Raw genomic sequence first — 22,409 nt, 5'->3', positions numbered from 1 at the left:
TTGGAATTTTAGCTTTGCTTTTCTAATAAGTGTTTCTTTTTGCCATATTTAATTCTTTCGCTAAGGTTTGTGGATTCTTGTTCTACAATCCAAGCGTAAAGACTAAATATATCTACATTTCCTTGCAGAGTATTTATGGTGCCATTTAACGTCATAATTTGAATTGCACCAATCTCACAAAGTTTCTTCAATTTAGCTGATAGTTTAGGATTTCTAAATAATCTTGTTGGATCAGTTGAAAGAATAATATCAAATTTATTATTTTGAGCATCATTCACAATCTCTTGTAAATTCTTATACTTATTTGGTCCTGAGCCAATATCAATATAAGAATTGTATAACTGCCAATTACGATTTGAGATAAATTGTTTGAGTTGCTCAGATTGTATATTTAAGTGATGATCTGTATTGTTTTTACTTGCTGTTCGGATATAAATTGCACATTTCTATTTTTTGGTTCTCCTTTTGTTTTTTTATAAAGTAAATGTCTTTAATTGTATTTATTACATAAAGTGATCTTGTGTTCTCGTTTTCCACCCCTTTTCCTATAAAAATGGATTGGTTAATCGGAATACATTGTATCTTCGGATTTTCATTTTCGAAGTCCTATCTATAAAAATATGCTTTTAAATCTATTTATTAGCTCAGAACTCCCTTATAAGAAAGTTTTCAAATTCTCCGGTTAATCTGAAATAGTATACTTTCGGTTGTTTTTCGTTTTAAGTTCTTTTTTTATTTTTATTTATAAATTTCGACTTAACATAGATGGTATAATTAGGTATAAATTAGGCATAAGGAAGGATTTGTAATCCTTTTGCTTTTTATTGATATGTTATTATTGAACTATATTTGGATTGAGAATTACTTCTCTAAAGGATAGTTTGGAATGTCAAAAGTAATTATTGATAATAAAAAACGGGTTAGTGGAATATTGAGTTTAGAAATTACCAAGTTATTTTTTGAGGCTAGGAGGATATAAAACTTGCATACTTTTGATAGTGAGATTGTATTACCTGATGCTGCTCCTTTAATTAATTCATTACGAGCAATAGGATATAGTTTTGAAACTGCAATTGCAGATATATTGGATAATAGTATTGATGCGAAGGCTTCTATTATAAAAATTGACATGGTATGGGATGGGGATAAGAGTTATGTTCGTATAGAAGATAATGGTTTTGGTATGGGTGAAAACGATTTGATTATCGCAATGAAGGTTGGATCAGCTAATCCCAATGATGAAAGAAAGCAAGGTCTTTTAGGTAGATTTGGAATGGGATTAAAGACTGCTTCATTTTCATTGGGAAAACGCCTAACAGTCCTAACAAAAAAGAACGAACAGCACTTTACGCGTTGTTGGGATTTAGATTATATTGCAGATACGAATAAATGGAACCTATTAAAACAACCATTTGATACACAGTCATCTGAGATTTTAGGTTCTATAGAAAATTCAACAGGGACTGTTGTGTTAATTGAAAACTTGGATAGGGTTGTTGAAGAACCATACACATCCAAAAAGGTACCAAAAGTTCTTTAATAAAATCAGCATGGTGGAAGACCACTTAGCTATGGTTTTTCATAGATTTCTAGAAGGGGCAAATAAAATACAAATATACTTAAATGGTAATAATATCTCACCGTGGGACCCTTTCTCAAGCAAAGAAATCGCCACTCAGGAATTACCTCCTGAATCAGTACTGGTTAAAGACGATATAGTTATTATTCAACCGTACATCCTTCCACACCATACTAAGCTAACACAAATAGAATATGAAAAAGCAGCAGGACCTAAAGGATGGTTAGAACAACAAGGTTTTTATATTTATAGAAATAAGAGATTATTAGTAGCTGGAAGCTGGCTACATCTTTTTGGTCGTGAAGAATCATCTAAGTTAGCACGAGTTAAATTAGATATAACAAATAAGTCAGATTTTAATTGGCAGATTGATATAAAAAAATACAAATGCAAAACCCCCACAGGAATTAATAAGTATACTTAGAAAAATACGGTAAAAAGACAAGGAAAAAATCTCATGAGGTTTTTTACCAAAGAAGTGTCAGTAAATCTCCCGAAAATAACATGATAAATGATTATATATGGGAGCAAGTTTCAACAAAAACTAATTCTTATTTTCGTTTAAATAGAAATAATAGCTATTTAAAAGACCTTTTTGAGTCTAATGAAGATTTTGCAGCAAAGTTAAAGTTTTATTTATTTCATGTTGAGGAATACTGTCCTGCAAATCTAGTTTCATTTAATGTAAATCAACCAGCAGCAACTAGAGTAGAGGAAATAACTCCTGAACAGAAAAATAAAATTAAAATGCTAATTGATATTTTTAGAGAGAATAACTATAGCTTGGATGAAATTATGGAACAATTATCTAACTACAATAGCTTTAGTTTTCATTCCGAAGAAGAATTAAAAAGAATCGTTTATGAAATAATAGGAGGCCATTATGTATAATGATGCTAGAGATACAGCACTAAGAATCCTAGAAAAACTTAATATGGATGACATAAACCTCATTGATGAAATTGTTAAAGCTATCGAACGGGCTAGTGTTGTGTTTGAGTTATCAGAAAATGAGAAGATTAAATTAAAAGAGGATTTAATAAAAAGCCTCAATATAACAATGACACATAAAAGCATATTGTTAAATCACGATGATAGTGAACATATACCTTGGCTGCCAGCAAAGAAGCATTCGATTAAATTTAAATACTGGAATAGGTATAAAAAGTATCTTTTGTCGGAAAAATGTGGTCCCCTAATGTCGTGAATTCACTTGACGATACTAGTGAATCTATCATAGAACTTCTGGAAGATCCATCTGTGGAAGGTAGAAAATATGATAGAAGAGGAATAGTTGTTGGTTATGTTCAATCTGGTAAAACAGCAAACTATACGGCTGTAATAAATAAAGCATTTGATGCTGGATTTAAATTAATTATTGTTCTTGCTGGTATGCACAATGATTTAAGATCACAAACGCAAATGAGATTAGACGAAGAAGTGCTAGGCTATGAAACTAGTAAAGATAAGCTAAAGGATGCATTAGAAAACCAAATGAACGCTATTGGTGTAGGTAAGCTCTTCGGAGAGAATTTCTTTGAAGTATTCTCCTTAACTACTAGGGATCAAAAAGGAGATTTTACTGCAAGCAAAGCAAAAGTTAATATACAACCAAAGGTTCAACCACTTTTATTGGTTGTGAAAAAAATGTAAGTGTATTAAAAAGTATTTTAAAGTATTTTAGAACAACAAGTCCCTTAGCTAGACTGAGTGATCCTAATGCTTCGTTTAAGACAGTACCGAATATACCGTTTCTTATGATAGACGATGAAGCGGATCAGGCATCCGTAAATACTGCAGACATCTATGATGAGAATGGTGATTTGATACCTGACTATGACCCATCTAAGATTAATATGTATATTAGAGATATATACAATACCTTTGAACAAAGAGCATACGTTGGTTATACTGCGACTCCCTTTGCAAATATCTTTATTAACCAATATGGTTCAACCAATCAACATGGTGAAGATTTATTTCCTAAAGATTTTATTATTAACCTACCGAAACCTTCGAATTATGTTGGCCCATCAGAATTTTTCTTATTGGATTCGGAGGATGAAGTATCTTCTAAACCACCATTAATAAAAGAGATAGATTACCATGAAGAATTTCTACCGTTTAAACATAAAAAAGATCATGAACCTTGTATTCTACCCACTTCATTAGTAGAGAGTATATATGCATTTATAATTGCAACTACTATTAGAAAATTAAGAGGCCAAATAAATGTTCATAACTCAATGTTAATCCATACAACTAGGTTTAAAGATGTTCAGAAGAGAGTGAAAGATTTAGTTGTAGAAGAGATAAGAGAGATAAAAAATGATGTTAAACATAGCAATAAATTAGGCCCACATTATTTAGGAATAAAATCATTTTTTGATTCTGAATATAATTCTGAAAAGTTAGCGGAAATAAGGGGGAAATTCCCAAATCATTTCGATAGTAATCTAGAGAATAGCATTACTTGGGAAATAGCGGAACAAGAGTTGAATGCAACTATTAACTCTATTAAGATAAAAGAGATTAACGGTAATAGTAAAGATTCGCTAGAATATAACGATTACAAAGAAACTGGTTTAAACGTTATTGCAATTGGTGGAGACAAGTTATCAAGAGGTTTAACTTTAGAAGGATTGACGGTCAGTTATTATTTACGAGCTAGCAAAATGTACGATACCCTTATGCAGATGGGAAGATGGTTTGGATATAGACAGAATTACATGGATGTTTGCAGAATTTATACAACAGGAGAAATTATCTCTTGGTTCCAGCACATCGCATCCGCAACAGAGGAACTTAGAGGTCAATTAGATTATATGGCAGAGATAAAAGCAACGCCAAATGAATTCTTACTAAAGGTACTGTCCCATCCAGATATGTATATTACAAGTACCCTGAAAATGCGTTCGGCCAAACAAATAAAAGTGGACTATAGCAATGAATTGATCCAGACAACCGTGTTTCCTATAAACAATAGTGACTTTCACAAGAAAAATTTCGATGCAGTATCAAGGCTGGTATCAAGTATTCAAGATAAGTATACAAAGAGATATACCCCAGATTTAAGGGTGAATTCCGGGAAAAATAATCACTATTACTGGGAACGTGTAGGGTATGAACAGATAGTAAATTTTTTAGAAGAATATCAAACCGTGTCATCTGCGTCTAGGGCAAACAGCAAAAGCTTGTCTAAATATATAGAAAAGAGAGCAGAGGAACATGAACTTTTAAATTGGACGGTTGTTCTAATTAATGTTGGCGAAGATAAAACTGAGTTTGCTCATTTAAAACTAGGAGAGGGTATTAGGCGTACAGGGATAGAAACAAAGGGGAGAATAGACTTTACATCAATAAAGACTCTAACTTCTGCTGGACATGAATTTTATGACTATAATGATGATCAATACAAGGATGCTCAAAATATTCTTAATCTAGAAAAGGGTAAACGAAACAAAAAGGCTGCCTCCAAAAAGGCAAGATCCATACGTAATCCTAAAAATGGTTTACTGATCCTGTACCCTTTACGTCATGAACCGCTTGATAAGTACACATTCAATCAAGGGAATAAACCATTTGGTTTTGCGATATCTTTCCCTGAAAGTAATAGTGAAAATACTGAGGTTGACTATGTTGTTAATAGTTCACTTGCTGAGGATGAAGAAGATTGGAACGAATTGGATTAACATATAAAGAGATAGATAATAGTGTTTCAGTTGGTGTATTGCTAGAATCGCAGTTAAAGGCAAGACTCATAAAAGATCTTGGCTTTACATCTATTTTCCTTGCAATAAACACGGAACACAAGAGGCTTCTTCTCTTAGGATTAACCAGAATAATAGAAAAGGATACAGTTGATAAATTTCCGACTTGGAAGGGTATCAATATATATCAAAAAAAGATGTTTAATCCAATTACAAACAAGGATGGTTGGTTCTTAGTTTTTGAACAGCAGGATTTGATTGCTAATGAAATTTTCGAATACCTTGTTGGAGATATATTAGAATTCATTATTGATTCAATTAATCTAAACCAACTTCAATCTAGATTAAAAAAGGTTTTATTTAAGTGGAAGGCATTTTTTTCCAAGAACAGTACAACTGGAATGTCAGAACAGCAACAACAGGGGCTGTTAGGTGAACTTATATTCATCTATCAAGCGCTAAAATCGACAAGTAGCCCAAGAAGTATAATTTCATCTTGGTATGGTGTAGATAAGGAAAAAGTTGATTTTCAGATTGGCAATGTTGGAATTGAAATAAAAACATCAAGTGCTGGAAAACCATATAGGGTAACAATAAGTGCTGAGGACCAATTGGAGACATCTCAAGAGCTAGAGTTATATCTTTATTGTATTATGCTTGAAAAGTCTAATAGATTAGGTGTTACTATATTAGATACGATTAATGATATTAAGCTTTTACTCAATGATTATCCTGATGTATTACATGAATTTAATAATAAGTTATTTACTTGTGGTATTATTGAACTCAACTTAAATAAGGAAAAATTAGTAAAATTTATCGTCAAGGATACCTTCTATTTTTCAGTTGAAGACGAGTTTCCTAGAATCACAAAAAGCATATTACCTTTAGGTATCTTAAATGTTAAATATCAGCTTTCATTAGATAGTTGCAATTCATTTCAAATTAAGGAAGAACAAGTTCTTTATAAGGTAAAGGAAGTCATTCAATGAAACTAGAAGATTTTATTGCTACATTTATTGAAGAGATAGATAGTCAATATGATAATGCTTCAAATTCAGAGCAGGTATTTGTAGAAAAGATGGGAGAATATCTTTCGGAAAATGGAATTATCACAGATATAGAGCTGAGTTTTGGTCAAAAGTCTGGTCAAGGGTTGAAAGTTAATGCTTATTCTTTTAATGAGGAACAAGAAACTCTAAGTATTTTTATAGCAGAATATGATAGGTACAAATTTGGCAAAACCATTAGTAAGGCTAATGTTGAAAAAACTCTGAGAAGAGTTGTTAAGTATTATTCTAAATCTATATCAGGTATGAAAAATGAAATGGAAGAAACAGCAGAAGATTACCCACTAGCTCAGCTTATTTTTGAGCAACATGGTAAATCAATCAAATCTGTTGAGTTTTTCATGCTTACAAACAATTTATATAAGGCGAATGAGAGAATTATACTCCCAGAAGTAAAGGGACTGAAGGTTAAATATCAAATTTGGGATATTGAAAGACTCTACCAGTTGATCAATGAAACGCAAGGCCTAGATAATATTGAAATCAATTTTGAAATACAATTTGGAAAAACTTTTGAGCTAATAAAAGTTCCAAACAATGAAAATGTTCATTTCGATTGTTATATGGGTTTTATACCGGCCGATTTATTAGCGATGTCTTATGAAGTGTGGGGACAACGCCTTATTGAAAGAAATGTGCGGTCTTTCTTACAAGCAAGGGGAAATGTTAATAGAGGAATAAGAGACACTCTTAGAAAAAATAAGGAAATGTTTGTGGCCTATAATAACGGTATTTCAACCGTTGCAGAAGCTGCGATATTAGAAGTAGCCTCTGAAGGTTCTAACCTTTTTAAAGTTAAAGAGTTTAAAGGATGGCAAATCGTTAACGGTGGTCAAACAACTGCTTCAGTTTTTCATGCACTAAAAGAAGGCATTGATTTATCAGATGTCTTTGTTCAAGTAAAGTTAACAGTAGTGCAATCGGATATTGGATTGAATAATATGACAGCGAAGATTTCTGAATATGCAAACACACAAAATAAAATCTCAATGTCAGATTTAAAAGCAAATCATCCTAGCTTAATACATTTAGAAACTATTTCGAGAACTACATGGATTCCGTCAAGTGATGGTACTAAATCAAGCTCTAAATGGTTTTTTGAGAGGGCAAGGGGACAATATCTAGTAGAAGTGAATAGACAAACTACACCAGCCAAAAAGAAAGCTTTTCAAAAAAGAAAATACCCAAAAATAAGGTACTGAGTAAAACGAATATTGCTAAATATTATATGTCGTGGAACCAAAGTCCTCACATTGTTAGTAAGGGTGGAGAGACAAACTTTGAAGCTTTTATCAGTCTTTTAGAGGAAAAAGGTATTAATGTAGAGTCAGTATTCTTTAAAGAAACAGTGGCAAAAGGGATACTATTTAATACCTGCGACAAGATAATTAAAGAATTAGATTTTCCCGGTTACAAAGCAAATGTAATAACATATACTATCTCGATGTTATCTTACATTTATAAAGAGAAGTTAGATTTTCTAAAAATATGGGAACAACAAAGTATCAGTTTTGAGCTTCAAAATAACTTGAGAATCATTGCCTCATATACTTGGAAACATATTACCAACCCGCCTGTAGCTGGGACTAATGTAACTCAATGGTGTAAGAGAAAAGAATGTTGGGAAAGATTTGTTGATGAGCAATACGCTGACATAAAGGAACATATAAAAGAAACAGTTCATTAATTTTAGTGAACTGCTTCTTTTTGTTTATTGAATAGCTGCATTAACGACCTTTGTGGCTTATCATTAAGACTAGACAGTAACTGCTCGGCTACTGCTCTACCCAGTAGTGGTGGAACTGCATTTCCTATTTGTTGATATTGAGAATCTTTTGTACCGATAAGAATATAGTCATCAGGGAATGATTGCAATCTAGCTGCCTCTCTGATACTAATCGCTCTATTTTTAATAGGATGTATCCACATAGATTTTCGTACATTTACAACGGTATTACAAACATCCTTATAATCTAATCTTTTATAGATTGTATTTTGAGTTCTTTTAGTATCGGTATAAGTAGATTTCAATGAATCGTCTAAATCGTGAAAATTTTGACCGGGAGTAAGACTTTCAAATCTTTTAAGTGCGGTTTTTGTTGATTGTGTAACTACATGATTAGATAGTAACTCAATATCTGCGTTAAGATATTTATTTAATGGATGGTCAAACGTTTTGGTTCTTTTTAATTTGTGAATTATCTGTTGCATTAAAACTAGGCTGGAGTTCTTCAAGATCCTCAATAGCGTGTCCAATATTAAAAAACTCTTCCTCAGATAAAATTGAAGTAGGAAGTGAGGGTTGCGAATCCTTATGACCAATAATAAAATATCGGTTTCTTTCTTGAGGAACCCCAAAATGAGCAGAATTTAATACATCATAATCTAATAGATAACCAAGGGACTCAAAGGTTTTTAGTAAATAATCGATAACGGTAAAGGTATAACCCTTAACAAAAATTCCTTTATCCTTCTTAGTAAATGCAGTTGAACATTCAATTTTTTCTCAACAATTTCTTTGAAAATTAATGTTATATTGTGTATCTCTATAATTTGTTTTGCTTGGGCTAGTAAGGTTGAAGAACAGTCTTCGTTGTTTGTATTAGATTCAAGAACTAATTTAAAATTACTTATAAGATCTCTTAGTTCTTCGTATTCGTAAGTGTTAAAATGTTGATTCCAATTTGGAATATAACGATTAAAGAAACTGGAATTTTTATCAATAAAACCTTTAACACTTTTGTGTTTATTCGCATATCTAACAAGGGATTTGAGTTTAGCGATCAAGTTGGTATTTGCAAACGAACATGAAATTTTTTTTCCATTATATAAGTTCATAAGCTGTTCATTAAGAAATTCCGAGTTGCCGATAAAGAGATCTTCCTCTTTAATTTGAATACCAATTGAAGCTATTTCTTCTAGTTCACCATTGGTTACGAAGAATTTGTGTTTATCTGAACTAATAGTTTTCACATTTTCCATTACAAATGAATTTGGCTGGACTTCTTTTATTGCTCTTATAAATTCTTTAACTAAAAGGTTATTATTCGAAAACAACTCGCTCTTCTGACGGTTTGCGTTCGAAAAACCTTGACAGGGAGGTCCGCCAATTATTACGGAAACATCTCTAAGTTTCGGAAATTTTTTGTAATCACTAAAATCTATACTTCTAATATCTTGGGTATTAACTTTGATTTTATGGTTTTGAGTATATGTTTTAGCTGCATTTTCATTAATTTCTACAGCCATTACAGTTTCAAACCTACCAGTTTGGCTAAATCCAAGACTTAATCCTCCAGCTCCGGCAAATAAGTCTAAAACTTTATATTTTCCATCTACTCCACCTTCAAATTTAATAAAGACCATATTATACAATTATAAATTAAATTAGTCGATTTGTGCAGCCACAAAATTTGTATTTAGTAAATTTATTTTTAGCAGATAGGGCTAAAGGGATAAAAATTGATGATAGTGGAAAATAAGAAACCGTCCTGATTGCATAAAAAACTGCTTAATAAACGGGAGGATTGATAAACTACCCCTGCATTTTTTGAATAGAATTTTAAAGATCCTAATATATGTGTTTAACTTTTCGGTAACCTGTCAAGAATGATAATAATCTATTCGGTAACATGATATGAACAGTATCCTGTTCTGGTTAGGTTGCAGAATTATAACCACCGAATATGCTTGATATCAAGGGTTTTGGTCAATTAAGTTATGTTCAGTTGATTTACATTAAGTGGTTCATTCGGTAACATACCAAGTGATTCCACTAGGTATTCGGTAACATACCAAGTACGATGTTACTGAAAAAATTTACGCCTAGCATAAAAGCTAAGCGTAATAAATAGTAGCACATCTATTGATTGATGGTTTCAAAATATTGATCAATTTCAGCAAAAGGAGCTAACTTATAATCTACATAAAGCAGTTTGCCTTTCTCAAAGTCAACATTAATTCTTTTAAATAATGTTAACAGTAGTGTTCGAATTTCTGCTTCTTTCAGGTTATTTAGCTTTAATAATGAGAACAACTTGTTTGAGTTTTGCCCTTCTTCTAATAAATTGATGTGTTCAATAAATGTATTTGCTTTAGATAGTTCTCTATTTAATTTGGTTTTACTAACTGATAATATAAAGTCCCAATCACTATTTTGAGTAACCTTTTCAGGAGAGTCAACCAAGAAATCTTCCTTAAAGGTGATCATCTGTAACTGTTCTTTAATTGAATTTCGATGTTGTTCAATCTTTGATTTTCTTTTAGAAATTAGTTTCACAATATTTTGCTCCATGTTTGCTAACATTACATACCATTTGGAAGATAGTTCTTTTAGAATTACATTATGGATATCCTCCATTACTAGCTTATTTTTACAAGAAGTACATCGATAAACTAAATAGGTTCGTTTTGAGTGCTGTGGAGTCTCATTTTTTGGAATCAAAACCTCATTACACTTTTGACAACAAAGAAGCCCTCTTAGGAAGAAGGAAGAACTGTTATTCTTACCATTCCGTTTATGGAGTTCAATGGTTTGATGAGTTAGATTCCATAAGCGAACATTAATGATTGGCTCATGATGATGAAAAATAAGAGTGTACTCGCCGCGTTGCTTTTTTCGACTAGTATTACGGCTTACTCGAATATTCCAAGGTAAATGACCTAGATACTGGTCATTATCCAAGATATAATCTATTGTTCCGCTACTCCATTCTTTTCCTTTGGGAGAGGTAATACCTGCTTCGTTTAATAAGTCGGCAATACTTTTTTGACTATGCCCCCATGAAGCAAGGTAAAAGATGAACAATACAATCATTGCAGCATCAGCGTGAAGAACTTGTTCGCCTTTAATGTGATTTGGGTTGTTAGCTGTACCTTCTGCATTAGGGAAGTAAAGTTTATAGCCAAAAGGTGTATTAGATCCGGGGCGTTCCTTTTTTGCCAATGCGTTTTTTTGACCATCTTTTGCTCGCCTTGACTTACTGACAGATTCACTTGCAGCTGTTGCAAATTTAATAATTGATTCTACTTTATAAGGATCCCATTCCCCGAAAGTACAGGTAGAGAAAAATTTCATATGGGGCTTATCCCTTTTTATTACATCATGAATAAATAAGGTGAAATCAAAGAATTGTCTTGAGACACACGATTCTTCGTAGAAAAATACTGCTTCAATATTTAGGTCTTGCGAAAGAGCGGCGTCTAATAAGTCGGTCATCGCCTTTCTTCTTGTGACAACTTTATGATAAGCACTATTTGCATCATCAATAAATATTTCAACAATCCTATAGCCTTCACGTGATGCACGTATTCGAATTTCTTCTGACTGTGTTTCGATAGAAGCATTATGTTGTTGTTTAATGTCTGATCTTCTAGCAATGCCTATAGCATCTTTTAAAAGTTTTTCATTTATTGGCGACATCTTTTCGTTAAGCTCCCTTCTCAAAGAAATCATTAAAAAAGTAAGATAGCAGTACATAGTCATCGTGTACTTGAACATTTGAAATTAATAAATCAGCTAAATCAAAGTATTGTTTCTCCGTTAAATTAGTCAGCTTTGAAGTAACAATCTCATTCAGTGCCTTGACTTCTCCCTTCACAGTCTGAAGGGCAACTATCTGATTTTCTATATTAGACAACTTTTCTTTTAACTGATAAATTTGATTCATAGCCCTATTTACAGTTAATAGGTCATCAGTAGGTTTATGAAGCAGAGAAAATTTGATGCAATAAGTTTCAAGAGTTGAGTAAGTTTCGTCAAAGTCTTTTTGTTGATATTGGATATGTCTATTAATTGCCTTATGCGTAATTTTTTGGATTGACTCAAAGTTAATCTTACAAAGCTCCAATTTAAGCGACTCTAAGATTGTTTCATGAAGTTCCGTAACACTAATGGAGTACTTTTTATGTTTAGAGCAATAATATGTTCCTGATTCCCCAATTTTCCCTTTTTTGTAATTTTAACTCGTTTTGACATTTACAGCAGATTGGTGTGATATATGCTGATTTTTGTGATAACGAGATTCCGTGGTTAAGTCCGTGTTCAAATTCATCTAGCTTAACTTGAACGTCATTGAAAAGTTTGATTGGGATAATAGGTTCGACATTGGTTAATTTATGATATGTCCCATCTGGCCCTTCATAATGTGCAGCAAAGAAGGGGGTGCTGAGAATATCAAGCAATCTAAATTCATTTCTATCGAGTAAGGCTCGATATTTCATGAGAACTTCAAAAATTTGTTCCCGACTTTTAACCTCTGCGAATTCTGTAAACAAATTAAACAACGCATCTTTATTTTTCGGATCTGGTGTATAGAAACGTTGCGACTGTCCTTTTTGATGTTTAATTATTTTTTTTATTAAATCCAATCATTGATGAGGGATTTCTCTTTCTAGCATCAGATAAGCGAGTCGAGATTCTACTTCCTTCAAATTGTGCTGACAAGCCATACCATGTCTCTAAAAACAAATCATTTGAAAAGGATGGAGCATCTGAAGCTGTAAAAATTACATCCACCTTATACTCGTAGAAAATTTTCACAATATAAATATATTCATATACATTTCTTGCAAGTCGATCCCGTTCATACACCACAACCCGGTTAATACGCCCCTGTTCAATCAGTTTTATCATTCTCATAAGAGCGGGCCTCTCGTCCATTGTGAGTTTTGTTGCTGATACATCAAAATCAGTAAAAGTTAATTTCGCATCAGAGGGAATATCATTTAAATATTCCATGTTTGAGCTAGTTTGCAATTCAAGGTCTTGTCCTCCAGAACTAGTACGTTTATATTCACCTGTAATTGTTTTTATAATGGTTCTATTCATATTTCTCTTCACCGTTTACTCCTTTTCTATTTTTTAAATTCATCTAAAGACCCCTTTAAGAAAAGTCCTATTAGATGGGGATCAGTTGGCAACGATTCTAAAATCAATTTTTCAATCAGCCTATATAATAAGATGGATGATTCTTCGGGCATCTCTTCAGAATATGTGATGCTCATTACTTTGGGTTTTGTCAAAAGTATCCCTCCTGTTCAATGATGTCACCATTATGAACAGGAAGTATCATTTTTATTCCTTCTTCTTAGCAGTATCAGAATCTACTTCTTTTAATAGGTCTAACTCTAGTTGAATCTCAACTTCCTTAGCTGGTGTAGAAACGGACTTAGACCTACGGATAAATACAACCGGTCGAGTATTTCCACCCGGAAGATTAAGTTCTTGTATTATATTGTTCATTCTTTATTCTCCTTTCAAATAGTGTGAAAATAGATATAATCTCTTTTGAAATGCCATATTCTTCGCAAATATCATAGATTACCTTGAGATCAAGCTTGGTGTTTTTCGCGGTATCTAGGTTCTCCTTTTTGCCTTGCATAAATATTGCCCTCCTTCCTCTTTTTCGTGTTGTTTTCTAAATCCAAATACAAAAAGCCCGCAGAACATGGTTATCCAATTAGATAACATCATGTAACCTGCGGGCTTCGCTTGTTTGGTTACTTTATTAAAATTTGATTTAACCGGTTAATCAGGAATCATTATATCTTGGAGTTTTTGTCGTTTTAATAGCAAATCTTAAATTTATTAGATTTTTTTATCAATTAAGGAAAAGAAGAAATGCACAATGGCACTTCTTCTTTTCTTTGACATACAAATTGCACTAACGATTCTAGGGTGTTCAACTTTAAAAAATGTTATACCTGTTATTTCAATAAAATAAAAACCTAAGACCGTATGAATAATATTAATTTTTACTGGCTATTATTGTTAACGAATAAATTGGAAGGAAATATCATTAATTCAAGACATAAAAGGAGAGCTTTGCAAGGCTAGGAAATTAATCGAATAAAAGGAGTGTTACTTTAATGAAATTAGTCTATTTTAATGACACGGGTAGATTAGTAAAAATTCATCCTGCCACTTTATCTCATGGATGCGTTGCTAAAAAGGAACCAATTAAACCCTTAGAAGAAAGGGATTTTATTTTGCCAGAGGGAACTTTTCCTTGGATTGTGATGTGGGATTACGGGGAATTTGGTCTTAGTATCTTAGTATCCCCAATGACTGACAAAAAAATAAAAGAAAAATCAATGCCCCAAAATAGATTATAAGAGTTAAGGAGATTTAAAAGTGGGAACGTATATTAATCTATCTATAATACCTAATAGTATATCTATTTTAGATTGGGATCAAGTTTATGATGAAAGTTTAAAGTTAGTAAATGCCTTTCCTTTTGCAGATGTTGTTGAACGGGAATTTTTTGGATATGAGCTGCCAATCTATGTGAAGGCTTTTGAAAAAATAGGTCAAGAACGACATTGGGTTATTAGAGGGGATTTACAAAGTAAAAGATTTGCAGAAAATTTTACTTTGTATAGGGATATCAGTCATTATCAATCAGCTAAATTAGAAAGCAGCCAAAAAGATATTTTGTTTGAAGAGGACCGGTTACAGACTGATGTTTTTAATTCTAAAACACAGGGCTATGAATATCATCTGTTCATTTTGGCAATTGCAATGTTGATTGAGAGCCGCTTGCCAAATAAAAGTTTGGTGAGTGGCAATATCGATTATAATCAATGTGTGAAGGCAAAACAATGGGCTGATCAATATCTGTCATCACCAATCGAAATTCCAGTAAGAGTAGATGTTGACAAGTTACTTTCCAGAACAACGCATCTTAATAATGAAATGGAACAGGTTCAATTCATTAATAAATGGATGATTGCTGACCAAGAAGAAAAGTTTAAGATTATTTATACTTGCCTCTCTAGAACTACCTTTTTGGATTGGTTAGGCAATGAATTAAAAGCATATTCTTCTCCTAACCAGCTTGGCGCATTGAAATTGTTAATTTATTTCATTAATACAACGGCTGATTTAAATAATTTACTTGATATCATATGTAAACCCAAATATGGACCGCAGTTTTCTGATTCAGAAGTAATTAGAGCCATTGCCCGAACATGGGTCTGCTTGCCAAGAGAAAAGTTCTCCTTTTTAGACTTATTTGCTAAAGTTTCAGGTCATCCCGAAATAGTTGAATGGCAGTTCGGTTCAGTAATGTTGGATATGATGTTTGCTGGCAGGGAGATAAAAACATATATCCCGTTAACTGATGCTGTGAAAATTTTAGGTGAGTATTTACCTGATTCAGCAAGTGCAATTGAATCATTATTAAAACAAGAGATATCTAAAATAGAAGAACAATTATTGGCCTTCAATAATCAAATTCGTCCAGCTCTTGAAATTTCAGAAGCTTCCACTGAAGACAAAATGTATTTAGCTGACGAGGATGCTTTTCTATACTTTGACGGTGACACTATTATATTAACTGATGAACAAGAATTAACATTAAAAGCAATCGCCTATAGTATTAAGACATTCTTAAACAGAGAAGGAGAAGGGGCTTTAAAGGAATTTATCTCTGTACCTTTAGAAAAACTAAAGCTTATTTTGGCTGCGTTTGTTAATGAAAAATATAATATGATTTTAACCGAACAAGCGTGGCAATGGATTGATAGGACAGATGATCCTCTTCTGGTACAAGTTTTACTGGTGAAGGTAATAATTGATGATGCGAATGATCTTAAATATGTGAGATCTCATTCGGATATTCGTAAAGCTATGTTTGAAAATAAGTTGCTTACCCAAAGAATTGTGCAATACATAAATGATGAGGCGATAATGACAGAAATCAGAAAGTATGTTAGCCAAACAGATTAAATATTGATGTGAAAATCTTCAGAAGATGCTACAGGTTACATGACTTTATTAAATGAAATTCATGTAGCCTGTAGCATTTTTTTATTGATATCCCTAAAACATAAGAAATCAATATCAAGCTGTTCAAGAGCAGTATATAATAGTATGTCGAATATTGGGTAATTTCAGGAAATGATGTAAAATTAATGTAGTTAGATTTAAAGTTACTAATGGTTAACAAATAAAGAATGCATTAGTACAATATGCATTCATAGGAGGACATGATGAGTAGAGAGGCTGACCATACAATAAAAGGTTTTTTGTACCAATTCAGTAAAACTTTAAATGCCATTTTGAGTAGTACTGATAAAGATGAGATACAAATAGAGGGAATAATAGAAGATATTGATGTTAAAAATTGTAATGCAACAAATGCGATACAATGTAAGTATCACGAATCAAAAGTTCGGCATAATTTATCAGATATTTATAAACCTATTCTTCAAATGTTGTGCCACTTTTTAGATAATAATACTTTAAGCCTAAAATATGTCTTATATGCTTATTTTCCTAATGAAAAAGTAGGCGTAAAAGAAATTACGAAATTACATATAGAGGAAATATTATCATCAAGTAATTTTGATTATATTAGTAAATATATATCGAAAATCAAGCCTCCCAAAGAACAGAGTATTAAGGACTTACTTGGTAAAGCTAGTAAAACCTCAGAAGATAAAGCCAAAATAAAAAAATATTATGAAACTAGTGAATTAGAGCTAACTGTAGACATTGATAAGTTTCTAAAAGATCATTTCGTTTTTGAAATAGGTCTTTCTTATGAAGAATTAATGAATGAAACAAAGAAATTATTAATGGCAGAGGGATTTTCATTTGAAGACGTTAAGGATTTGTTCTATCCCAATAGTATTCAGTATATCGCTGAACTTAGTATTCTTTCTGAAGCTGAAAAAAGGATAACAAGTAAAAATAAATTAATAGATTACTTGAATAAAAAATAAAAAAAACTGCAATAAGTAGATGGACAAGTGAAGTTTTAACCCGTAAGGAATTATTAAAAATTAAGAAAAAATCAACTAGTACCATCCTTAAATGTAAATTCTAGATCACGATATTTTATCATCAATCCCTATAATATTGAAAACTTTGATGATGAATTCATTCTTTTTGTAAAAGACTATCTTGATAAATATAATTCAAAAATTAAATTACATACTGAAACCCCTTGTTTTATATTAAAAACAGATGTAAATAGAGTATCAGAGTACCATAAAAGATTTGTTTCAAGAAATATACAAATTATTACTGGCTATATCGGGGACACATTTTACTTTAAAGAATTTATCAAAGAGCCTAAAAGAATAATTAGGGATAACTGGGTAGAATTTAAAGCGAAAATTTCTTGTAATTCAGATGAGGTAATAAATTGTATCAATTATAAAAAATGTGATGATTTATATATAATCGGGGGAATAGACGTTAGCGCACTAGATACAACGGATGTAAATATAGAACATCTAGAAATAAATAATTTCAGGGAATTAAAATACTTATTATCTATGGTAAAGGAGATTTGATAATGTACAAGGAAACTACTATGAAAATTGGAAGTGTTATAGAAAGTTCCCCTCAATCTATTTTAGTGAAAATTGACACATTAAAGATTTTTGAAAAAGCTAAATCAGCATTGCAAATTGGAAAATACTTAAAAATTCAAGAAGGTAACCATAACTTTGTATTATGTGTTATTCAAAATATCAAAATATCTACGGATAAGGATGAAGATATTTTCATTCTTACTGTTCAACCAGTAGGGATTTTTAAAGGAGAAGAGTTTTTCAAGGTAATTCAATGCTTCCATCACCTACTGAACCGGTTTTCTTAGTAGAAGATAATATTTTAAATAAAATATTTAACAATGAAAAAACAATATTTCACTTGGGAAACTTGGCACAAAATGAAGAGGTTAACTTTACATTAGATGGAGATAAGTTTTTTAGTAAACATGTTGCTGTTGTTGGTTCTACTGGATCAGGTAAGTCCTGTGCGGTAGCAAAAATTTTACAAAACGTGGTTGGTATTAATGATGCTAGAAATATAAATAAATCGGATAAAAAGAATTCTCATATTATAATTTTTGATATTCATTCTGAATATAGATCAGCATTTGAAATTGATGAAAATGAAGATTTCAACTTAAATTACTTAGATGTAGAAAAATTAAAGCTTCCATACTGGTTAATGAATTCGGAAGAATTAGAAACGTTATTTATAGAAAGTAACGAACAAAATTCCCATAATCAAGTCTCTCAATTTAAACGAGCAGTAGTTTTGAATAAAGAAAAATATAATCCGGAATTTAAAAAAATTACATACGATTCTCCGGTCTATTTTAATATTAATGAGGTTTTTAATTATATATATAATTTGAATGAAGAAGTAATCAATAAAATTGAAGGAGAGCCAAGCCTTCCAAAATTAAGCAACGGGGAACTTGTTGAAAATCGCCATATTTACTTTAATGAAAAACTTGAATTCACATCTTCTAATACTTCAAAAGCAACAAAAGCAAGTAATGGTCCTTTTAATGGAGAATTTAATAGATTCCTGTCTAGATTTGAAACCAAATTAACAGATAAGCGGTTGGAATTTCTGTTATTAAATCAAGATGTAGAAGAAAATTCTAAGTATAAAACTGAACATTTTGAAGATATTTTGAAACAATTTATGGGATATCTAGATAAATCAAACGTTTCAATTATTGATTTGAGTGGTATTCCGTTTGAAGTTTTAAGCATTACAATCAGCTTAATTTCTCGTCTTATTTTTGATTTTGCATTTCATTATTCTAAGCTACAACATCAAAAGGATGAACTTAATGATATACCATTCATGATCGTCTGCGAAGAGGCACATAATTATATTCCACGAACTGGAGGTATTGAATTTAAAGCAGCGAAGAAATCAATAGAAAGAATTGCCAAGGAAGGGAGAAAATATGGTTTGAGCTTGATGGTTGTAAGTCAAAGACCTTCTGAGGTATCTGATACAATTCTTTCTCAGTGTAATAATTTTATTAATCTGCGTTTAACAAACATTAATGACCAAAATTATATTAAGAATCTACTACCAGATAATTCTCGCTCTATATCAGAGATTCTTCCTACTCTTGGTGCGGGGGAGTGCTTGGTGGTTGGGGATTCTACTCCAATTCCGAGTATAGTTAAATTAGATTTACCAAACCCTGAACCAAGATCACAAAGTATTAAATTTCATAAAAAATGGTCAGAAAGTTGGAGAACACCGTCATTTGAAGAAGTAATAATGAGATGGAGAAAAGAAAATAGATAACTCGCCTTTTTTACTAATAACATTTATTACAAATCTACTACATTAAAAAGGTGTTATTCATACTATTAGTTCTGATGAAAGGAATAAAAGCCATTGATTAAATACATAATGAAATATAATTTTAGCAATACGCCAACATTATTCGATAATATAATTATAGATTTTGAGTTAATGGAAGATCCTCCATTTTATCTATTGGTTACTAATGATGATAAAGAGTGCTTTTTAGGGTATATAGAAGGCTTTGCAGAATATAAATCATGTAGAGTGGTTTCAAGAGTTTTTAAAATTGATGAAGTATTAAATAATTCGGATAGTTATATCTTTGAAACAGAGAATCAAATTAAAGAAATTGGACAAAGTGATTTTAAAAATATTGAAATCTATATCAGGAGTTTAAAAGAAGCTTTGGAAGTGTCAAATATAATAGTTTCAAATAATAATGATTTTCTATTTAGAGGGCAGGCGAATAGAGAGTGGAAAATCGAAAGTAGTTTATTTAGAAAAGGGTATGATGGAAATAAGGAAGCGTTATTATATTCTGAGATTAGGCATATAAATCACGAACAGTTTAATTCTGAAGATTTTATTCAATTAACTTGTGATATGCAGCATTATGGAATTCCTACTAGGCTAGTGGATTGGACTGGTAATATATTTAACGCAATTTATTTTGCGTGTGTAAGTGGTAGTGAAGAATTAAGTAAAGACGGAATAGTTTTTGTGATGAATTGTCCAGAAATACTGGATGTAGATTCTGGGACTTATAAAGATATTCAATCTTTTTTAGAATACAGGTATGGAAATAAATCAGATATTACAGAAGGTATATTTCCCGTCTTATCGAAGGTATATGATTCTGAGAAAAAATATAAATTCATAAAAACTAGACTTTCTAATGAGAGAATAAAAAGACAAGATGGATACTTTTCTACATGTTTTGAAGCAAGCGATAGTGAGGCGAACAGTTTTTTAAGATATATGTTAAATGATTATCTCAAAAGAAATAATAGCAATGTTCCTGATCGATATTTAGATCAGATCGTTGATAAAATTACAATCCCTATTGATGAATCGGTTATGGAGCTTATATGCCAACAGGTTGAAGGGTATAACGCCATAGCAACTGAAAATCAAATAGATTTGGAAGGATTAAAAGAGGCTATTAGTAGGTTTAGAAATATTAAATCTTTTGATCATGTAATGAATGATATTCAAAAGCATGATCAACACATTAAGATAATTATTCCTGCTACTCATAAAAGAGTAATTATCAATGAGTTAGATAAGGTTGGGATAAATAGTAGTACTGTATATCCAGATTTAGAAGGAATGACTAAATATATCAAAGAAAAGTATTCTAATTAAATGGAGGATTTTGTATGGAATACAGAGAAGCAAGAAAAAGAAATTTAAAAGTGAAATTATACAAAGTGTCACTATCTAAAGGAAAGGCAATATTAGAGCAGCTTTATAGTGAAGAAGCAATTCATAAGAAATTATTTTTTAAAAGATCAGATATAATCCAATTTATCGATGATTTTTTTGATACTGTTAATGATAAATACACAATAAACCAAAATGTTAAAGAGTATTTTGAAGAGTATTCTTCTAAATACGATGATTATTTCCCTGATAAACAAGATCTTGAGCAATTATTAAAAGATAATTATGAAGAAATTAGAGATATCTACATGAATTTTAAACCCACTGAGAAAGCTCAAGAGATTATACTTAAAACAAAAGAGATAGCAGCTAAGTTGCACTGGATTTATTTACCCATATATCCAGAGCAAACAATAATAAACTCAGATCTAATACCAGAAGAAGATACTGAGGAATATTATAATCACTTCCATACAATTGAAGATTTATATAGAGTAATTTTTGAAAATGGAGAAATAGCATGGGACAGCTTAGAAGGAGATGTTAATTTAAATTCACCGATTAAGCTGAGAATTTATTCATCAAGATGGGGACATGATGATATATACTCTGTAAAAAGAACAATGACTGGATGGAATTTTAAGCATTTATCTTATGATGTAAATTGTTCGAAAGACGGGACATTAAATGGCGAGAAAAGCGACGGATTTTTTAGCATATTAGCCCATGATTCAATTCAATATCCTTATGATGGGGTTAAATATGCTCTAGAAACATTATGGAAAACGGCGGACTCTACAAGTATGTCTATTAAGGAATTGGAAATTAAGCTACAGGATATAGGTAATTGGATTAATGCTGTAGAGAAAGCAACAAAAAATAATCAGCCCAACTGGGTAGGGTATTATTAAAATTAATCATTTATTAAATACATTGAGTGAATCAATGCTAATATTTTGCTAACGCAATCCCATAAAAACGGTAAATCCCCGTTAAAGATATTACAACCAACAATATCCAAAACGTCGATTTACCGCGCTTTTTGCACCTCTCGTTAACGATATTACACACTCAAAGCTTACGGGCGGCATGATGTAATATTGCATTTGTAAGTTTGTTAATAAGACTATTACTTAATAAGGTAAACACTACTACATTAATGTACCTGCGATCACTACTCAAGCCATGTTGAGTGTGTGGTAGAGTTAATTCTAAAATAGGTTCGATAGAGATAGCCCGAATAAATTTCTGGGCTATCTTATTTTTTTGCAGATATATTTATGTCTTGTTAATTTTCAAAATCAATAAATTAGAATCAAAATAATAGCAAATAGGAACTTGCCTAATTTTTACAAATTTGAAATAATGGGTGTGAATTGAATGGTCAAAAATAGTCAAAGTAGAAAAGAACGTTTTATAGAAGGGGACGGTAATAGTGGGGCGTTTTTTAAGTATCTTTCTTTTATTTGTTTTTGCGGGTACAGTGTTATTGTTGGGAGCTCCGTTAGTAATGGGAGATTTAGTTGGTGAATTCGATAGAGTGATAGGAAATCTTGTGATATTTTTTGGTTCATTTATCATCACTC

At 31.5% G+C, this 22,409-nt stretch carries 23 protein-coding genes and 2 pseudogenes; 15 read left to right on the top strand and 10 right to left on the bottom strand.

Going from position 1 to position 22,409, the window contains the following annotated elements; all coding sequences use genetic code 11:
- Positions 1-8: 8 nt before the first annotated feature.
- Positions 9-431 carry a recombinase family protein gene (locus M44_RS25825; protein ID WP_272941171.1) on the bottom strand — a complete coding sequence of 141 codons (423 nt, stop codon included), beginning with the start codon at positions 429-431 and terminating at the stop codon, positions 9-11.
- A gap of 551 nt (positions 432-982) precedes the next feature.
- Between M44_RS25825 and M44_RS24660 the strand changes: the two genes are divergently transcribed.
- The 8 genes and pseudogenes from M44_RS24660 (at position 983) to M44_RS03390 (ending at position 8,046) form a co-directional block, all read left to right on the top strand.
- Entirely contained in the window at positions 983-1,540 is a 558-nt protein-coding gene (locus tag M44_RS24660; RefSeq protein WP_029326713.1) for an ATP-binding protein, read from the top strand.
- Positions 1,497-2,003, top strand: a complete 507-nt coding sequence (locus M44_RS24655; protein ID WP_237705198.1) for a hypothetical protein — start codon at positions 1,497-1,499, stop codon at positions 2,001-2,003. Before M44_RS24660 ends, M44_RS24655 begins: the two co-directional genes overlap by 44 nt.
- A gap of 80 nt (positions 2,004-2,083) precedes the next feature.
- Positions 2,084-2,470, top strand: a complete 387-nt coding sequence (locus M44_RS24650) for a hypothetical protein (protein WP_010170872.1) — start codon at positions 2,084-2,086, stop codon at positions 2,468-2,470.
- The gene (locus M44_RS24645) at positions 2,463-2,786 is read left to right on the top strand and encodes a hypothetical protein (protein ID WP_010170870.1); all 324 of its coding nucleotides are present in this window, start codon (positions 2,463-2,465) and stop codon (positions 2,784-2,786) included. The genes M44_RS24650 and M44_RS24645 overlap by 8 nt, the downstream gene beginning before the upstream one ends.
- Entirely contained in the window at positions 2,783-3,232 is a 450-nt protein-coding gene (locus M44_RS24640; protein WP_155814892.1) for a hypothetical protein, read from the top strand. Before M44_RS24645 ends, M44_RS24640 begins: the two co-directional genes overlap by 4 nt.
- A gap of 104 nt (positions 3,233-3,336) precedes the next feature.
- A complete protein-coding gene (locus M44_RS19980; RefSeq protein WP_050770870.1) occupies positions 3,337-5,271 on the top strand; it encodes a Z1 domain-containing protein in 1,935 nt (644 codons plus the stop codon).
- The gene (locus M44_RS03395) at positions 5,253-6,281 is read left to right on the top strand and encodes a PD-(D/E)XK motif protein (protein ID WP_010170868.1); all 1,029 of its coding nucleotides are present in this window, start codon (positions 5,253-5,255) and stop codon (positions 6,279-6,281) included. Before M44_RS19980 ends, M44_RS03395 begins: the two co-directional genes overlap by 19 nt.
- Positions 6,278-8,046, top strand: a pseudogene (locus tag M44_RS03390) (AIPR family protein). Before M44_RS03395 ends, M44_RS03390 begins: the two are co-directional and overlap by 4 nt.
- A gap of 2 nt (positions 8,047-8,048) precedes the next feature.
- On the opposite strand, the gene M44_RS19975 reads toward M44_RS03390, so the two are convergent.
- The 9 genes and pseudogenes from M44_RS19975 to M44_RS26745 all read right to left on the bottom strand — a co-directional run bounded on the left by M44_RS19975 (position 8,049) and on the right by M44_RS26745 (position 13,602).
- Positions 8,049-8,570 carry a DNA cytosine methyltransferase gene (locus M44_RS19975; RefSeq protein ID WP_155814891.1) on the bottom strand — a complete coding sequence of 174 codons (522 nt, stop codon included), beginning with the start codon at positions 8,568-8,570 and terminating at the stop codon, positions 8,049-8,051.
- Positions 8,527-8,790, bottom strand: a complete 264-nt coding sequence (locus M44_RS25820) for a DNA cytosine methyltransferase (RefSeq protein WP_237705194.1) — start codon at positions 8,788-8,790, stop codon at positions 8,527-8,529. Before M44_RS25820 ends, M44_RS19975 begins: the two co-directional genes overlap by 44 nt.
- Positions 8,791-9,286: 496 nt before the next feature.
- Positions 9,287-9,725, bottom strand: a pseudogene (locus M44_RS29755) (DNA cytosine methyltransferase); the annotation flags it as partial.
- 496 nt (positions 9,726-10,221) lie between these two features.
- Positions 10,222-11,781, bottom strand: coding sequence for a recombinase family protein (locus M44_RS03375; protein WP_010170866.1), 1,560 nt, complete (start codon positions 11,779-11,781; stop codon positions 10,222-10,224).
- A 7-nt stretch (positions 11,782-11,788) separates the two neighbouring features.
- Entirely contained in the window at positions 11,789-12,208 is a 420-nt protein-coding gene (locus M44_RS27745) for a hypothetical protein (RefSeq protein ID WP_010170863.1), read from the bottom strand.
- Between the two features lie 61 nt (positions 12,209-12,269).
- Entirely contained in the window at positions 12,270-12,728 is a 459-nt protein-coding gene (locus M44_RS03365) for a hypothetical protein (protein WP_010170861.1), read from the bottom strand.
- Positions 12,703-13,200 (bottom strand): recombinase family protein, encoded by a 498-nt coding sequence (locus tag M44_RS03360; RefSeq protein ID WP_010170859.1) that lies wholly within the window; start codon positions 13,198-13,200, stop codon positions 12,703-12,705. The genes M44_RS03365 and M44_RS03360 overlap by 26 nt, the downstream gene beginning before the upstream one ends.
- A 14-nt stretch (positions 13,201-13,214) precedes the next feature.
- Positions 13,215-13,382, bottom strand: a complete 168-nt coding sequence (locus M44_RS26750) for a hypothetical protein (protein WP_010170857.1) — start codon at positions 13,380-13,382, stop codon at positions 13,215-13,217.
- A 52-nt stretch (positions 13,383-13,434) separates the two neighbouring features.
- The gene (locus M44_RS26745) at positions 13,435-13,602 is read right to left on the bottom strand and encodes a hypothetical protein (RefSeq protein WP_010170856.1); all 168 of its coding nucleotides are present in this window, start codon (positions 13,600-13,602) and stop codon (positions 13,435-13,437) included.
- A gap of 626 nt (positions 13,603-14,228) precedes the next feature.
- Here M44_RS26745 and M44_RS03340 point away from each other — a divergent pair.
- The 7 genes from M44_RS03340 (at position 14,229) to M44_RS03310 (ending at position 21,734) form a co-directional block, all read left to right on the top strand.
- Positions 14,229-14,474: a hypothetical protein gene (locus tag M44_RS03340; protein ID WP_010170852.1), complete on the top strand. Its 246-nt coding sequence runs from the start codon at positions 14,229-14,231 to the stop codon at positions 14,472-14,474.
- A 19-nt stretch (positions 14,475-14,493) separates the two neighbouring features.
- Complete coding sequence (locus M44_RS03335) at positions 14,494-16,089, top strand: hypothetical protein (RefSeq protein WP_010170849.1); 1,596 nt, start codon at positions 14,494-14,496, stop codon at positions 16,087-16,089.
- A gap of 263 nt (positions 16,090-16,352) precedes the next feature.
- A complete protein-coding gene (locus tag M44_RS03330) occupies positions 16,353-17,087 on the top strand; it encodes a hypothetical protein (protein ID WP_010170847.1) in 735 nt (244 codons plus the stop codon).
- A 578-nt stretch (positions 17,088-17,665) separates the two neighbouring features.
- Entirely contained in the window at positions 17,666-17,971 is a 306-nt protein-coding gene (locus tag M44_RS27605; protein WP_010170845.1) for a hypothetical protein, read from the top strand.
- The gene (locus M44_RS03320; RefSeq protein WP_010170843.1) at positions 17,938-19,437 is read left to right on the top strand and encodes an ATP-binding protein; all 1,500 of its coding nucleotides are present in this window, start codon (positions 17,938-17,940) and stop codon (positions 19,435-19,437) included. The genes M44_RS27605 and M44_RS03320 overlap by 34 nt, the downstream gene beginning before the upstream one ends.
- Positions 19,438-19,530: 93 nt before the next feature.
- Complete coding sequence (locus tag M44_RS03315; RefSeq protein WP_010170841.1) at positions 19,531-20,805, top strand: FRG domain-containing protein; 1,275 nt, start codon at positions 19,531-19,533, stop codon at positions 20,803-20,805.
- 14 nt (positions 20,806-20,819) lie between these two features.
- Entirely contained in the window at positions 20,820-21,734 is a 915-nt protein-coding gene (locus tag M44_RS03310) for a hypothetical protein (protein WP_010170833.1), read from the top strand.
- Positions 21,735-22,409 lie beyond the last annotated feature (675 nt).

The organism is Bacillus coahuilensis m4-4 (genome assembly GCF_000171615.1).
GTDB classification, from domain to species: Bacteria; Bacillota; Bacilli; order Bacillales; family Bacillaceae_K; genus Bacillus_T; species Bacillus_T coahuilensis.
This window is presented reverse-complemented; position numbering and strand designations above follow the sequence as displayed.

Coding starts and splice junctions, on each gene's coding strand:
- M44_RS24650 (WP_010170872.1), top strand. CDS start 2,084: ATGATAAATGATTATATATGGGAGCAAGTTTCAACAAAAACTAATTCT.
- M44_RS24645 (WP_010170870.1), top strand. CDS start 2,463: ATGTATAATGATGCTAGAGATACAGCACTAAGAATCCTAGAAAAACTT.
- M44_RS19980 (WP_050770870.1), top strand. CDS start 3,337: ATGATAGACGATGAAGCGGATCAGGCATCCGTAAATACTGCAGACATC.
- M44_RS19975 (WP_155814891.1), bottom strand. CDS start 8,570: ATGCAACAGATAATTCACAAATTAAAAAGAACCAAAACGTTTGACCAT.
- M44_RS03375 (WP_010170866.1), bottom strand. CDS start 11,781: ATGTCGCCAATAAATGAAAAACTTTTAAAAGATGCTATAGGCATTGCT.
- M44_RS26745 (WP_010170856.1), bottom strand. CDS start 13,602: ATGAACAATATAATACAAGAACTTAATCTTCCGGGTGGAAATACTCGA.
- M44_RS03340 (WP_010170852.1), top strand. CDS start 14,229: ATGAAATTAGTCTATTTTAATGACACGGGTAGATTAGTAAAAATTCAT.
- M44_RS03330 (WP_010170847.1), top strand. CDS start 16,353: ATGAGTAGAGAGGCTGACCATACAATAAAAGGTTTTTTGTACCAATTC.
- M44_RS27605 (WP_010170845.1), top strand. CDS start 17,666: ATGTACAAGGAAACTACTATGAAAATTGGAAGTGTTATAGAAAGTTCC.
- M44_RS03320 (WP_010170843.1), top strand. CDS start 17,938: ATGCTTCCATCACCTACTGAACCGGTTTTCTTAGTAGAAGATAATATT.
- M44_RS03310 (WP_010170833.1), top strand. CDS start 20,820: ATGGAATACAGAGAAGCAAGAAAAAGAAATTTAAAAGTGAAATTATAC.